Here is a 14018-nt window from a genome sequence, read left to right on the forward strand (position 1 = left end):
CCAACAAGGCCTGCCGGTTCAGATATCGCGTCACACCTGCGTCACTTCGACACGACGACTCCCGTCACTGCCGCGTTGATCGCCGGCAACAGCAGGTTCAGCACGCGGTTGAAGCGAACGAGACCGCCCTGGCCGACGTACACGATGTCCTTCGGCTGCAGCTCGAACTGGTTCGCGAGCAGCATCGCCACCGGCGAGGTCGCATCGAGATGATAGATCTGCGGCGACTCGCTGGTCGAATTGCGGATCACGAACAGTTGCTGCCCCGAGGCCGTGTTCGAGTCGAAACTGCCACCGTCGGAGATCGCCTGCGACAGCGTCAGCGAACCGTTGCGCAGCGGCAGCACCGTGGCCGGCTTGTTGACTTCGCCCATCACGTAGACGCCGCTGTCTTCGCGCGCGTTCACGCGCACGGTATCGCCCGGCTGCAGATAGATTTCCGACGGATTGCGGCCGCGTTTGACGAGGTCGTCGATGTTCAGCCTATAGGTCGTGCCGTTGCGGATCAGATCGACGCGGCTGCGATCCGCGGTCGTGGTGAAGCCGCCGCCCAGGCCGATCGCGTTCGTCAGCGACATCGGGACGTCGTTGATCGATTGCGTGCCCGGCGTGCGCACTTCGCCATCGACATAGACCGTCGCGTTACGGAACGACGCGACGCGCACCGTTATCTCAGGCTTCTGGTACACCTTGCTCAAACGCTGATTCAATTCGCGCTGGATCTGCGAGACGGTCTTGCCCACGACGTGCAGTGTGCCCGCATACGGAAACTGGATGTCGCCGGTTTCATCGATCAGGAAGCCCGGCATCGCATCGCTAGGGCGTGAATTGCTCGGCGGCTGGCCCAGAGCGGCCGCGAGTTCCGGGTGATCCCACACGACGATCTGCAGCACGTCGCCGGGGCCCAGCTTGTACGGCGCCGGCTTGCCGAACAGCCCCGCCGTCTCCGGCGGAAGTTGGGAAGCCTTCTGATCGGCACCAATCTTCCTCAGCAGTTCCAGATTGATATCGGTGATCGGAATCTGCTTCTGCTGCGAAGCTTCGGTACTGAATTCGCCACCCGTGTCCTGAATCCCGGCCGGCGTGATCATCCGTTGTCCCGGCACGATTTGGCATCCGGAAAGCAATACTGCTGCACTAGCGAAAACCACAAGACTTCCTGTGCGAAAACCAAGTGAGCTCATGATCTTTACTCCTTCGCCCCGAGGCGTTGTTATGACTTTCTAATAAGCGTTTCGATGCACCAGTCCGGCGACAATCGTCGCGCCGATGATCCGCATATCGAGTGCGAACGACCAGTGACCCAGGTAGTACAGGTCATGTTCGACGCGACGCTCCATCTTCTCGATGCGGTCGGTTTCGCCACGGAAGCCGTTGATCTGCGCCCAGCCCGTGATTCCCGGTTTGATCCGGTAGCGATTGATATAGCCCGCGACCACCTTCTGATAGAGGTCGTCGTGCTCGAGTGCATGGGGACGCGGTCCTACGACCGACATGTCGCCACGCAACACGTTGAAAAATTGCGGCAGCTCGTCGAGGCTCGTGCGGCGCAAAAACGCGCCCACTTTCGTCACGCGCTTGTCGTTGCGCGTCGCCTGGCTCAAGGTGCCCTTCGCTTCGGTATGCACGCGCATCGAGCGGAACTTGTAGATCGTAAACACGCGGCCGTCCGCGCCCTTGCGCTTCTGTTTGAACAGCACCGGTCCGCGCGACGAGAGCTTCACCGCGATCGCGATGCAAACGAGCAGCGGCGCGAGGGCCACGATCGCGGTCGCCGCGAACAGCCGGTCGAAAATTTCCTTCTTCAGCATCGCGTTGGCCGACAGCGGCGAGGCGACCAGATTGATCGCCGGCACGCCGAGCAGATCGACCACGCCGCTGCCTTCGAACAGCGAATGGCTGCGCACGTCCGGCATGAAGCGGATATTCACGAGGTCGTCGCGGAACTCGTCGATCAGCGCGCAGATCAGCGGCTCCTCGGACAGCGACAGCATCAGCCATAGCTCGTGCACGTCGTTGGTGCGGATGTAGTCGGCCAGCAGATCGACGCGATCGAACACCGGCACGCGCGGGTTCGTCACGCCGGAGTCGTCCGGGCGCGTGTTGTAGACGGCGGTCGCGCGAAAGCCCGCGCTCGGCGCCGACTCGATGCGGCGCAGGATCGCATCGCACTGCGAGCCGCTGCCGACGATCGCGACCTGATGCAGGTTCATGCCCGCGCCGCGCGCCCGCGCGAGCACCGCGTGCGCGATCACCCGATTCGCGATCAGCAGGCCGCCCGTCGTCGCGGTCCAGTACGAGAACCACAGCCGCGACACGATATCGATGCGATGCAGCGAGTACATCAGCACGAGCGCGCAGGCCTGCACGATCAGCCACGCGAGCGACACCTGCCCGGCGAGCCCGAGCTTCGAGCGACCGCGCCATGATTCATACACCCCGAACGCGGGGAAGATCGCGAGCGCGAACGCAGCCGAAAACATCACCAGCGCCCAGTAGAAACCCGACTGGCCGAGATAGTCGAAACGGATCCGCGACGCCACGGTCGCACCCGCCAATACCAAAGCGACATCGAAAATCCGCGCGAGCAGATCCTGAAACTTGCGCATTTTCCTTACCTCGTTCTGCCTTCCTGTACGCAAAAAGGGTGTACATGGGCTGCCTACGGGCAGCGGCCGTAGTTGTCGTCAAACCTCACGATGTCGTCTTCGCCGAGATAGGTACCCGACTGAATTTCGATGATTTCGAGCGGCACCCTGCCCGGGTTTTCGAGCCGGTGACGCGTGCCGAGCGGAATGTAGGTCGATTCGTTTTCGCTGAGCAGGAACTGCTCTTCGCCGCGCGTGACGAGCGCAGTGCCTCGCACGACCACCCAATGCTCGGCGCGGTGATGATGCAGTTGCAATGACAGCTTCGCGCCGGGCGTCACGACGATGCGCTTGACCTGGAAGCGCTCGCCGCGATCGATCGAGTCGTAGAAGCCCCACGGGCGCCGCACCTTGCGGTGCGCGTCGGCCTCCGGCGCGTGCTGCGCCTTGATGCGCGACACGAGCCCCTTGACGTCCTGCACATGCGAACGATCCACCACGAGCACCGCGTCGGCGGTCTCGACCACGACGACGTTGGCCGTGCCGACGCACGCGACGAGCCGCCCTTCCGAATGGGCATAGCAGGACACCGCGCCTTCGAACGTCACGCGGCCGCGCCCGGCATTGCCGTTCGGGTCCTTCTCCATCGCGGCCCATACCGCGTCCCACGAACCGAGGTCGGACCAGCCGGCTTCGAGCGGGATCACGACGCCGGGCGGCATGTCTGCAGCCGGGCTTCGCGCTTGCGTCTCGCTCTGCGCCGCGCCTTGCGTTTCAGCGTTGCTCGCGCTGTCGCCTTCTGCCGGCGGCGGTTCGGTCAGGCGCTCCATCACCGCGTAGTCGATCGAATCGGCGGGCACGTCGAGGAACGCGTCGTGCGACGGCCGGAACACGTCGCCGTCCTGCTTGCCGCTCGCGAACGCGCTCGTGCACGGCGCATGCATGTCGGGCCGCAGCGACGCGAGCGTGTCGAGCCACACGCGCGCGCGCACGATGAAGATGCCGCTATTCCACCAGTAGGTGCCTGCCGTCAGGTATTGCCGCGCGATTTCCTCGGCGGGCTTCTCGACGAAGCCGTCGATCGCGTGGCCGCCAGCGGCCAATGCCGCGCCGATGCGGATATAGCCGAAGCCGGTGTCGGGACGCGTCGGCGGCACGCCGAGCGTCGCGATCGCGCCCTCGCTCGCGTGGTGCGCCGCGCACGCCAGTGCGCGCTGCAGCGCGGGCACGTCGGCAATCGCGTGATCGGCGGGCATCACGATCAGGATCGCGTCGTCGCCGGCGGCGCACGCGAGCGAGGCCGCGAGTGTCAGCGCTGGCGCCGTGTCACGGCGCGCAGGCTCGACGATCAGACGCGCGTCGACGCCGTTTTCATGCAACTGTTCGGCGATCACGAAGCGATGCTCCTCGCCGCACACGACGATCGGCGATGCGTCGATGCTCCAGCCCGCCGGGAAGCCCTCGAGCCGCCGCGCGGTCGCCTGCAGCAGCGAGTCGGAGCCGACCACGTCGATCAGCTGCTTCGGAAAGTTTTCGCGCGACACCGGCCAAAGCCGCGTGCCCGAGCCGCCCGCGAGAATGACCGGGACGATGTGCGCGCAGCGCGCGCCAGCAACCCCGGCGCTTGCGCCGTTCGGCTCGACGGATCGGGCGCTCACACCTGCCTGCGTCAACATGTCTGGAATCCTCATCGGTCTGCAAGGTACAACGAACAACGGACCGGTCCCCGCCTGCACTGCGCGGTGACCGGGCTGGCTCCGTCGGCGCTACTCGCCCGCCATGCGGCGGCTTTGAATCCTGAACTCGGTCGGCGAAATCCTCATCCGCTTGCGAAACACTTTCGCGAGCCGGTCGCCGTTGCCCATCCCGGTGCGACGGGCGATCTTGTCGACCGGCAGTTCCGATTCGGTCAACAGGCTGCACGTCACCGCGAGGCGCTCGTGCAACAGGAAACTCGACGGCGTGATACCCATTTCCATCTTGAAGCGACGCAGGAAGTTGCGCTCGCTCATCGCCGCGAACTGCGCGGCATCCGCAATCGAAATCGCCTGCTGGCAGTTTTCCTGCAGCCAGCGCGCCGCAGCGCGAACCTTGTCGCCGGGACTCATGCCGCCGTCCTCGCCGAGCAGCGGCGCGAGGTTCGTGCACGAGTCCGACAGCAGCCGTTCGGCAGCCGAGCGCGCGGTCGCGTTGCCCAGATCGCGCTTAATCATCGCGAGCGCACTGCGCATCGATTCCAGCCGGTCGCTCAGTTCGACGGCGCCCTGCTCTGCGGGACCCGCACCATTCCTCGCCACAGTTGGCTGGCGCAGGTCGCTGCCATCCTTGTCCTCGGGCAGCGCCGCCGCGTCGAGCACCGCGCGCCCTTCGGCGATCGAGCGGATCATCGAGGTGTTGTGGCGCACCCGCCGCAGCCATCCGAGCAGCCGCTCATCGCGCGCCGCCGACGCCGCGCCCTTGCCGCCCGCCACATAGAGCGCATCGAAGCCGACGTAATGGCGCGCGTCGAGTCCGTCGGTCCATACGCGCAACCCCGACGACGAACTCACCATGCCGCCGTCGGCGGATAAAAACGAAACGTCGTACAGCCACGCGCCCGAACCGGAAGTGGAGAGCTCGTTGGCAGCCTGGAAAACCTCGGCGATAACTCCCGCTCCTTGCAGCGAGCAGTCGTTGAACAACAGAATCGCGACACGACGCACGCCCTTGTTCGGCGCATGCACCCAGCGCAGCATTGCAGACTCCAGACTCGCGCAGGTCATAGTCATCCTCTCGACAGAAAACGATCAACTACACCTTTTACGATCACGCACAATGCGAACTCCGCGCAGTGCATCATAGCGACCACCTCCGGCGCTCTGCCGCCATGTCCGAAAGTGCAGACATATTGGCACTATGACTACGTGATCGGCCAGTGCAATTCGGCTCAATACCGAAACGACCGTCTTTTCAATGGATTAATCGTCTATCCGCATATGGTTGAATATGCACTCGTGAATCTTAATGCAATTTAAAAAATGAATGCGTACGCCAGCGCACACTGCGGGGCTACTCGAAAAACGGCGTGTCTCCGCTTAATCCACCTGGCAGAGCGTATTTTAAAAGCGATTTTTTGCCGGAAGTCGCCGGCGATGAGTGGAACAAACTCCACCCTCTCATGTGAGGCCGGCTTCTCGGCAAGCTCCCGTAACCCATCGACGCAAGCACGGCGCCACCGCCCATTCCACCGTTCAATACAAGCACTCAACGCGCCAGAAAAAATTATTTAAATCATTTTTATTGACGGCCGGAATATAAAGACGGCGATTAACGTTTCAGACCTGAAACATGGATATCGGACAACTTTAGCGCCACCGCAATAGGCGCGCCAATGGCGGAATACATCGGGTGCGGCCGGGTGCATTTCCGCCAACCGATTGCGGAAATGCACTATGAGGTTCTTCGCAAGGATGGTCGCGGACAGCGAACGAAGTCCGCTTTCCCGTTACGCAACGACGGTGACACCATCGAGAACGCGCCGCGTCATGGCACGTTGCGACGATAGTTCGGCGTCGCCTGACAGGCTTACGGCGGGCAAGCGCACATAGATGTGATGTTGAACGGGTTACGATGCCCCCGACCAACGCGCTGGAACCGCACACATGAACGGCATTTCATGGATCACGCTGATACTTGCCACGATGATCGGCGGGTTCCTGTTCGCGATGATCGGCGTCGTGCTGCTTGCGCTGCTGCTCGGCAACGTGTCCGACCGGCTGTCGAGCAACGACGAGACTCGCCAGGACTCCTAAGGCCTGTCAGACCCGGGCTACTTCGAAATATCCTCGAGCGCGACATCGCGCGTCTTCGGCCCCAGCGTACCGATCGCGACCATGACGACCGCCATCGCCGCCGAGATGAACACGAACACACCGTTCACGCCGAAGCGGCCGAGGCAGGCGGCGATCACGAACGCCGAGAACATCGCCGAAATCCGGCTCCACGAATAAACGAAGCCCACCGCGCGCGCCCGGATGCCGGTCGGAAACAGCTCGGCCTGGTACGCGTGATAGCTGTACGAAATGATGTTGCCCGCGAGCACGAGGCACACGCCGAGACTCACGAGCAGCACCGTCTCGCGCGCCTGGCTGAACGCGAGTCCGCACACGACGTTGACCGCCGCCATCCAGATGATGACGCTCTTGCGCTCGAAGCGATCGGCGATCAGCAATCCCAGCAACGGCCCGAGCGGCGCCGCAATCGCGATGATGCTCGCGTACATCAGACTCGTCGTCACCGTAATGCCTTGCTTGATCAGCAGCGTCGGAATCCAGTTCGCGAAGCCGTAGTAGCCCATCGTCTGGAACACGTGAAAGAGGATCAGCATCAGCGTGCGCTTGCGATACGGCGGCACCAGCAGATCGCGAAACGCCGCCCGCGCGCGCACCGGTTCGGGCAGCGCGGGCTCGGGCAACGGCAGGCCGCATTGGCGCTGATACTCGCGCGCGACGCGTGCTTCGAGACGCGTCATCACCGCGTCGGCTTCTGCGAGGCGGCCCTTTTGCGCGAGCCAGCGCGGGCTCTCCGGCAAACCCCTGCGAATCCACCACACGACGATCGCGCCAATCGCGCCGATCAGCACGACCACACGCCAGCCATCGAGACCGAACACGCGTTGCGGCACCAGCAGATATGACAGGAACGCGACGATCGGCACCGCGCAGAAGCCGACCGCCTGCGAACACGCCGAAGCGCGCCCGCGAATGTGCTTCGGCACGAGTTCGGAGATATACGCGCCGATCGTGACGATCTCGACACCGATGCCGATCCCCGCGATGAAGCGCCAGCAGTTCAAGCCGAGCGCCGTGTGCTGGAACGCCATCACGACGTTGGCCGCCGTGTACCACAGCAGCGACCACGTGAAGATCGCACGGCGGCCGAAGCGGTCGGCGAGAAAGCCGCACGCCGCCGTGCCGATGAACAGGCCCGCGAACAGCGCGGCGATGAAACTCGCGACGCCGCTCGTGCCGAACAGACCACGCGTCGTGGCGGTGAGCAGGCCGCTGTGCACGAGGCCCGGCGCGATGTAGCCGGAGTACATCAGGTCGTAGAGTTCGAAGAACATGCCGAAGCTCAGCAGCATCACGAGCTGCCAGATCGTGCGGGTCGCGGGCAGCCGGTCGAGCCGCGCGGAAATCCGCGCGCCATCGAGCGCGATCGCGGCGGCGCGGTCCGGCGCTGACGCATCGGCGCCCGCGTCCGTGGGTGAGCCATCGAGCGCGCCGGCCGCCTCGCCGAGCGCAGTGGCGTACATCGCCTGATTCGACGATTTCATCGTCCGTCTCCAGAGTTTTTGGTTTAGAGCCGCTAACACAAGTCATCAACGAAGCGCGAGCAGATAACGGCAGCAGCCAAGGAAAGCAAAGCACTATGAATGTCGAGACGCCGTTCGAAACGAATGCGCAGTTTGCCGAAACCGGCAAACCATGCATGCGTGCGCTCGACCACCCAGCGATGCCGCCCGAGCCGCTCCTTGCTTTCCACGCCGCGACGGGCAATACGGGCCGTGATTCCGCGCTGCTTCAGGTAACGCCGACAGCGGGCAAAGTCATAGCCCTTGTCCGCATGCAACTTGCCCGGGCGTTTGCGGGGCTGGCCATTCAGACCCGAGACTGCCGGAATGGCATCGAGCGTGGGCTCGAATGCCATCGAGTCGTGTCGGTTGGCGCCCGTGACCGTGATGGCCAGTGGAATGCCGCGCGCATCTACAACGATGTGCCGTTTCGACCCGAGCTTTCCCCGGTCTGTCGGGTTGGGGCCGGTTTCCTGGCCCCCCGGGGGCTGGCAACACTGGCAGCATCGAGGCTCGCCCGTTCCCAATCAATCTGGTCGTGTTCACGCAACCGGCGAAGCATTGCCAGATGCAGCTGCTCCCACACGCCTGCGGCCTGCCAGTCTCGTAGCCGTCGCCAGCATGTCATGCCGCTGCCGAAACCCAGTTCCTGCGGCAGGTCTTCCCATGGGATGCCCGTTTGCAGGACATACAGGATGCCGTTCAGTGCTGCGCGGTCGTCAACTGTGCGCCGACGGCCGCCTTTGGGTGACGGCGTAAATGCCGGAATCAACAGTTCCAGCGCCGCCCACAGTTCGTTGCTGATTTTTCTTCTGGACATGCGCCCAGGATACGAAACCTATGGCTTGATGTCCAGGTTGTGTTAGCCGCTCTTATTGCCCGTTGCAATGGGCCAAGCGCGGCATGACGCTCACGCAGCCGCTCATGCAGCCGCGCCCGGCGCCCGCGATTGCACGCCACCGCTCAGCTCCGCGATCCGCGCGTCGTCGAAGCCGAGTTCGCGCAGCACGTCGACGGTGTGCTCGCCGATCTTCGCGATCGGCTGGCGCGGCCCGAGACGCGCACCGTCGAGCGAAATCGGCAGTAATGGCATCGCGGTTTCGCTGCCGTCGTCGAGCGTCAGCGGCACGAGGCCGCCGCTCGCATTCAGGTGCGGATCGTCGAACAGTTCTTCGGGCTTCGTGATCGACGCGAACGGAATGTGATTGCGCTCGAACAGCGGCACGAGCGTCGCGCCGTCGAAGCGGCTCAGGCTTTCGCCGAGCGTCTGCAGCAGCCAGCCGCGCGCGAGCACGCGGTCGTTGTTGGTCGCAAGGCGCGCATCGGCGAGCAGATCGTCGCGCTCGAGAATCGCGCACAGCGCGCGCCACTGCGCGTCGCCGGTCGCGGCGATGAACATCTGCTCGCCATGCGCGAGCGTGAACACGTCGTAGACGGCCCAGGCGCTGATGCGCTCGGGCATCGGCGCGGCGGCCACGCCGGTCGCCGCGAACTGCTGCATGTGCTGCGCACTCAGCAGCACGCAATTCTCGAACAGCGCGCTCTGCACCTCCTTGCCGCGGCCGCTCGCGTGCCGCTCGTGCAGCGCGGCCAGCACGCCGATCGCGCCGAACATGCCGCCCATGATGTCGTTGACCGAGCTGCCCGCGCGCAGCGGACGGCCCACCGGCCCGGTCATGTACGCGAGACCCGCCATCATCTGCACGACTTCGTCGAGCGCCAGACGATGTTCGTACGGACCATTGAGAAAGCCCTTATGCGACACGTAGATCAGCTTCGGATTGCGCTCGCGCAGCGTCGCGTAATCGAGGCCGAGACTCGCCATGCGGCCGGGTTTGAAGTTTTCGACGAAGACGTCGGCGCTATCGACGAGTTGCTTCAGCGCGGCGAGACCGGCTTCGCTGTCGAGATCGAGCGCGACGCTTTTCTTGTTGCGGTTGAAGGTGCGGAAAAAGCCCGCGCCGGTGCCGAGCAGCCGGCGTGTGCTGTCGCCGCGCGGCGGCTCGACCTTGATTACTTCGGCGCCGAGGTCGCCGAGAATCATGCCGCAGGTCGGGCCCATCACCATATGCGACAACTCGATCACGCGGATGCCCGCGAGCGGCAACGTGCCCGGCTGCGGCGAAGACGTCGAAGACGAAGCGGAGGTAGCGGAGGAAAGCGGAGTCATTGCGGCACCTGCGGAATGGAACAATGGGAATCACGTAAAGATCCGGAGGACCCGGCGGATTCGCGCGCGGCCGGTTGCGCGTGCGCGAACTGCTTCGGCAATCCCGCTCGCGCGAGATAGCCATACAGCGGTTCGCCCGGCAGCGCCTGGGCGAGCACCGCGCGCGAGGCGAGCAGCCGCGCGATGTCGATACCAGTGTCGTAGCCCATGCTGTCGAGCATGAACACGAGGTCTTCGGTATTGACGTTGCCGGTCGCGCCTGGTGCATGCGGACAGCCGCCGAGACCGGCCAGCGACGCATCGAATTCCCGAATCCCGTGCTGCAGCGCGACCAGCGTGTTGGCGAGACCGAGGCCGCGCGTGTCGTGGAAATGCAGCGAACGCAGTTTGTTGCCCGCGACGTTGCGCACCAGCTCGATCACCTCGCCGACCTGGCGCGGCGTCGCCTCGCCGGTCGTGTCACCGAGCGCGATCACGTCGGCGCCGGACTGCATCGCGGCGCGCGCGATCGCGGCGATATCCGCGTACGGCACGGCGCCTTGCAGCGTGCAGCCGAACACCGTCGACAAACCGGCGATCAACTCGACGCGGCGAGCACCAGCCGAAGACGCGCGATCGATCAGCTCACGCATCGCGGAGAACGCATCGATCATCTCGGCGGGCGTCTTGTGCACGTTCGCGACGCTATGCGCGACGCTCACCGAAATCGGCACGACGATGCGCTGTACACCGGCATCGAGCGCGTGCTGCGCGCCCTTCAGGTTCGGCACGAGCGCCGTGACGCTCAGATCGTCATAGCTACGGGCGTGCGCGACGACGGCGGCGGCGTCGGCCATTTGCGGCAGCAGCTTTGCCGGCACGAACGACGCGACTTCCATATGGCGCACGCCGGCCGCATACGCGGCGTCGATCCAGCGACGCTTGTCGTCGGTGGACATGATGCGGGCAATGCTTTGCAGACCGTCGCGCAGACCGACTTCGGTCACGACGACACGCTCGCGGGCGTCATTCATCGGTTTGAATCCTGGATGTGGACGCGGGTTTCGGAGATCCGCTGGGTACAAGTGATGCGCTAACCGGATCACAGCGTGCCCGCGTGCCGGCGCGCGGCAAAGTCTGCATTGACGACGCCCGACATCGCCGCTCGCGATGGCCGCCCAGGCCGAGGCGGCGGGCTTTCGCGCCCGCCTGGGTGAAATGCTTAGGGGTTTGTCTGGAGAGGTGAGGAAGGGCGTCGCCCGGGAGGTATCAGGGACTGTCGGTGCGAGTGACCGGGTGCGCTGTCCGTCTTACCTGGCGCCCAGTAAATGCTCGAGCAAACGCGCGGCCGCCAGCGTCAACGCCGCGCGATCGCGCATGCAAATAACAAAACGCCGCTCGGCCCACGCCTCGCGCAAGGGCACGGCGACGATGCCGTACTCGTCGGCCGCATGGCGCGGCAGAGCCTCGCGCGGCAGGATCGCGACCGCGAGTCCCGCCTGGATGAAGCGGTAGGCGGCATCGAACGTCGATACATAGGTGCGGTAATTCAACTCGCCGCCCTTCTCCAGCGCGATGCGCTGCATCAGCGCATTGACCGACGCATTCGAGGCGAGCCCCAGATGATCGAATCCGAGCGTCTGCTCAAAGCCGACCTGCGTCTCACCCGCGAGCGGATGCGCGCGCGGCACGATCAGCGCCAGATGGTCGGCGCGATACGGCAGCGTGTCGAGACTGCCGAGCGGCACCGTGTCGCGACAGATGCCCAGATCGGCGACGCCCTCTTCGAGCCCGCGCACGATGTCCGCGCTGACGCGCTCCTCGACATCGACCCGGATCGCCGGATTCGCCTGCAAAAACGCGGACAATGCCTCGGGCAGAAACTCCACCATCGACGATACGTTCGCCAGCACCCGCACATGGCCACGCGCGCCGGCCGCGTATTCGCTGAGTTCGGCCTGCAGGCGTTCGTGGCCGCGCATGATGAGCCGCGCGTGGCGCAACAGCGCTTCGCCGGCGGCGGTCGGGCGCACGCCGCGCTGGCTGCGCGACAGCAGTGCAACGTCGACGAGCGCTTCGAGATCGGCGAGCCGCTTGCTGACCGCCGACGGCGCGATGAACTCGCGCTCCGCCGCGCGCGCGATCGTGCCTTCCTCGCACACGGCGATGAACAAGCGCAGCGTGACCTGATCGATTTGCCACATCGGCGGAGCGGATTCGGGAGTTGGGAGTGGGGGAATTATGGTTCATCGCGGAAGGCCGTGGAGGGCTTCTGTCGCTTGCGGTGCGGCTATAACCACGGCTTGCCGGGCAGAAACAAGCAGTTGAACAAGCAATTGACGCTCGAATGGAAAGCCTCGCAAGGCGAGGCGACTCGTGTGAGGCGCGGTTGCCTTTCCTTAGTCTTCAGTGCTCTGAAGATCACTTATCCGCTCTTTCGTTATGCGCGCCATGCAATCCCAAAACGTCACATAACGCATCGATGCTTCGCCTAATGAATAGGTCTCAGCGTAACACTGATTGTCGCGATATTCGACCCATGCCCTTTGTCCATTCTCAAAGTAAGGCAATGCGACAGGATTGTTATCGGCCTTCAAATCAACATCGCCTTTGCTCAACTCAGCTTCCGACGTTTTGATTGTGGAATTCAATTTTGCGTAAATTTGCTCGAAATTCCTTTGGCTGCAAACAGCGATATCGGCAGTTGATGTGTGCTCACCAGTCCTGCAGAGGCGGTCGATCTCGTCGTTACTGCTGCTCAAAGCGCATCAGGCATTACACCACCTCTCTATGACCATATAACCTCTTTTGATTTCCCGAAAAATACCTGGCGAATTAACCATGCAAACAGAGGCGCGGTCACCCCCTATAATTTGAGACAAAATTTTCTTGACAGACATTAACGATTGCTCTGGCCATCTCATTTTTTGACGAATTTTTACGATATAACGACAAAAAAGGCGGCATTGAGCCGCAATACCGTTCAGTTGAACAACTCAGCGGCATTGTTGTTTTTCTCTGGCTAAAACCGTTGTAACCGACGCGGCGATATTAGCTTTCATCGCCATGCTGGCCGATCCGCTGAAGCGAATCATCGCGCGGTGAGTCTTACCCTCCACCCTTGCCCGCGATTTCCGGTCTGGCTATGCTGGCGAGTGCGCCCGCAGCCTGCAGGCGACTGCCCCAACCAGAACAACCGCTCGAGAACCTGCTCATGTCCACGACCAGTTTGTTTTTCACCGCTGCAGGCGTCGGGCTGGCGATCGCCGCGCCGGTCGGCCCGATGGGCATGCTGTGCATTCGTCGCACGCTGACCGGCGGCCCACGCGCGGGACTCGCGATCGGCTTCGGCATCGCGAGCGGCGACGCGGCCTACGGGCTGATCGCCGCGCTCGGCCTCGTCGGCATTTCGCAGTTCATGCTCGCGTACGACCGTCCGCTGCATCTGCTCGCCGGCCTGTTCCTGCTGTATCTCGGCGTGCGCGCACTGCTGCAGAAACCGCCCGCCGAAAGCGCCGACGGCAACGGCAACAGCAATGGCAAGCTCGCGCAGATCGGCCGCGCCGGCGCGCTGCGTGCGTACGCGAGCGCGCTGCTGCTGACGCTGACCAATCCGCAGACCATCATCATGTTCGCGGCGCTGTTCACGACGCTCGCACCGCGCGGCGCGTTCTCGCCAGCCATCGCGCTGACGACGGTCGGCGGCGTGTTCGCCGGTTCGATCGCGTGGTGGTGCTGTCTGGTGACGATCGTGTCGCTCGCGCGTCATGCGATCGGCAGCAGGCTGCGCCACGCGATCGATCGCGTGGTCGGCCTCATGCTCGCGGCGTTCGGCGTCGTCGAAATCCGCCGCGCGCTCTGAGCGGCGCCTCGCACCCGATGCGGCGCACCCGCGCCGTAGCCACCGAACGCGGCCCGTTGCCGGCCGCGACGCGCTCCCCTGAGTAAG

12 protein-coding genes are annotated in these 14018 nt (G+C 64.0%); 2 read left to right on the forward strand and 10 right to left on the reverse strand.

Features of this window, described 5'->3' with window-relative positions; all coding sequences use genetic code 11:
- Positions 1–41: 41 nt before the first annotated feature.
- The 4 genes from VSR82_RS12375 to VSR82_RS12390 form a co-directional block, all read right to left on the reverse strand.
- Entirely contained in the window at positions 42–1184 is a 1143-nt protein-coding gene (locus VSR82_RS12375; protein WP_368587666.1) for a polysaccharide biosynthesis/export family protein, read from the reverse strand.
- A gap of 39 nt (positions 1185–1223) precedes the next feature.
- The gene (locus VSR82_RS12380; protein WP_429460761.1) at positions 1224–2609 is read right to left on the reverse strand and encodes an undecaprenyl-phosphate glucose phosphotransferase; all 1386 of its coding nucleotides are present in this window, start codon (positions 2607–2609) and stop codon (positions 1224–1226) included.
- Positions 2610–2662: 53 nt separating this feature from the next.
- The gene (locus tag VSR82_RS12385; protein ID WP_410851317.1) at positions 2663–4264 is read right to left on the reverse strand and encodes a sugar phosphate nucleotidyltransferase; all 1602 of its coding nucleotides are present in this window, start codon (positions 4262–4264) and stop codon (positions 2663–2665) included.
- A gap of 90 nt (positions 4265–4354) precedes the next feature.
- Complete coding sequence (locus VSR82_RS12390) at positions 4355–5350, reverse strand: helix-turn-helix domain-containing protein (RefSeq protein ID WP_429460763.1); 996 nt, start codon at positions 5348–5350, stop codon at positions 4355–4357.
- Positions 5351–6229: 879 nt separating this feature from the next.
- Between VSR82_RS12390 and VSR82_RS12395 the strand changes: the two genes are divergently transcribed.
- Positions 6230–6379 carry a hypothetical protein gene (locus VSR82_RS12395; RefSeq protein ID WP_176109418.1) on the forward strand — a complete coding sequence of 50 codons (150 nt, stop codon included), beginning with the start codon at positions 6230–6232 and terminating at the stop codon, positions 6377–6379.
- A 17-nt stretch (positions 6380–6396) separates the two neighbouring features.
- Here VSR82_RS12395 and VSR82_RS12400 read toward each other — a convergent pair whose 3' ends face one another.
- The 6 genes from VSR82_RS12400 to VSR82_RS12425 form a co-directional block, all read right to left on the reverse strand.
- A complete protein-coding gene (locus VSR82_RS12400; RefSeq protein WP_429460765.1) occupies positions 6397–7902 on the reverse strand; it encodes an MFS transporter in 1506 nt (501 codons plus the stop codon).
- A 32-nt stretch (positions 7903–7934) separates the two neighbouring features.
- A protein-coding gene (locus VSR82_RS12405) for an IS5 family transposase (protein WP_498857721.1) occupies positions 7935–8740 on the reverse strand; the annotation gives its coding sequence in 2 pieces (ribosomal slippage) (positions 7935–8410 and positions 8410–8740; 807 coding nt in all).
- A gap of 102 nt (positions 8741–8842) precedes the next feature.
- Positions 8843–10090: a CaiB/BaiF CoA transferase family protein gene (locus VSR82_RS12410; protein ID WP_498857722.1), complete on the reverse strand. Its 1248-nt coding sequence runs from the start codon at positions 10088–10090 to the stop codon at positions 8843–8845.
- The gene (locus tag VSR82_RS12415; protein WP_498857723.1) at positions 10087–11103 is read right to left on the reverse strand and encodes a hydroxymethylglutaryl-CoA lyase; all 1017 of its coding nucleotides are present in this window, start codon (positions 11101–11103) and stop codon (positions 10087–10089) included. The genes VSR82_RS12410 and VSR82_RS12415 overlap by 4 nt, the downstream gene beginning before the upstream one ends.
- Positions 11104–11379: 276 nt before the next feature.
- Positions 11380–12273 carry a LysR family transcriptional regulator gene (locus tag VSR82_RS12420; protein ID WP_410851313.1) on the reverse strand — a complete coding sequence of 298 codons (894 nt, stop codon included), beginning with the start codon at positions 12271–12273 and terminating at the stop codon, positions 11380–11382.
- A 195-nt stretch (positions 12274–12468) separates the two neighbouring features.
- Positions 12469–12831 (reverse strand): lysozyme inhibitor LprI family protein, encoded by a 363-nt coding sequence (locus VSR82_RS12425; protein ID WP_498857724.1) that lies wholly within the window; start codon positions 12829–12831, stop codon positions 12469–12471.
- A gap of 452 nt (positions 12832–13283) precedes the next feature.
- Here VSR82_RS12425 and VSR82_RS12430 point away from each other — a divergent pair, with 452 nt between their 5' ends.
- Positions 13284–13931, forward strand: coding sequence for a LysE family translocator (locus VSR82_RS12430; protein ID WP_410851311.1), 648 nt, complete (start codon positions 13284–13286; stop codon positions 13929–13931).
- The last annotated feature ends 87 nt before the right edge of the window (positions 13932–14018 follow it).

The organism is Burkholderia sp. JPY481, from assembly GCF_038900515.1.
Taxonomy (GTDB): domain Bacteria; phylum Pseudomonadota; class Gammaproteobacteria; order Burkholderiales; family Burkholderiaceae; genus Paraburkholderia; species Paraburkholderia youngii.

What these genes read in the sequence shown, in the direction of transcription:
- VSR82_RS12375 (WP_368587666.1), bottom strand. Translation starts at nt 1,184, where the DNA reads ATGAGCTCACTTGGTTTTCGCACAGGAAGTCTTGTGGTTTTCGCTAGT.
- VSR82_RS12380 (WP_429460761.1), bottom strand. Translation starts at nt 2,609, where the DNA reads ATGCGCAAGTTTCAGGATCTGCTCGCGCGGATTTTCGATGTCGCTTTG.
- VSR82_RS12385 (WP_410851317.1), bottom strand. Translation starts at nt 4,264, where the DNA reads ATGTTGACGCAGGCAGGTGTGAGCGCCCGATCCGTCGAGCCGAACGGC.
- VSR82_RS12390 (WP_429460763.1), bottom strand. Translation starts at nt 5,350, where the DNA reads ATGACCTGCGCGAGTCTGGAGTCTGCAATGCTGCGCTGGGTGCATGCG.
- VSR82_RS12395 (WP_176109418.1), top strand. Translation starts at nt 6,230, where the DNA reads ATGAACGGCATTTCATGGATCACGCTGATACTTGCCACGATGATCGGC.
- VSR82_RS12400 (WP_429460765.1), bottom strand. Translation starts at nt 7,902, where the DNA reads ATGAAATCGTCGAATCAGGCGATGTACGCCACTGCGCTCGGCGAGGCG.
- VSR82_RS12410 (WP_498857722.1), bottom strand. Translation starts at nt 10,090, where the DNA reads ATGACTCCGCTTTCCTCCGCTACCTCCGCTTCGTCTTCGACGTCTTCG.
- VSR82_RS12415 (WP_498857723.1), bottom strand. Translation starts at nt 11,103, where the DNA reads ATGAATGACGCCCGCGAGCGTGTCGTCGTGACCGAAGTCGGTCTGCGC.
- VSR82_RS12420 (WP_410851313.1), bottom strand. Translation starts at nt 12,273, where the DNA reads ATGTGGCAAATCGATCAGGTCACGCTGCGCTTGTTCATCGCCGTGTGC.
- VSR82_RS12430 (WP_410851311.1), top strand. Translation starts at nt 13,284, where the DNA reads ATGTCCACGACCAGTTTGTTTTTCACCGCTGCAGGCGTCGGGCTGGCG.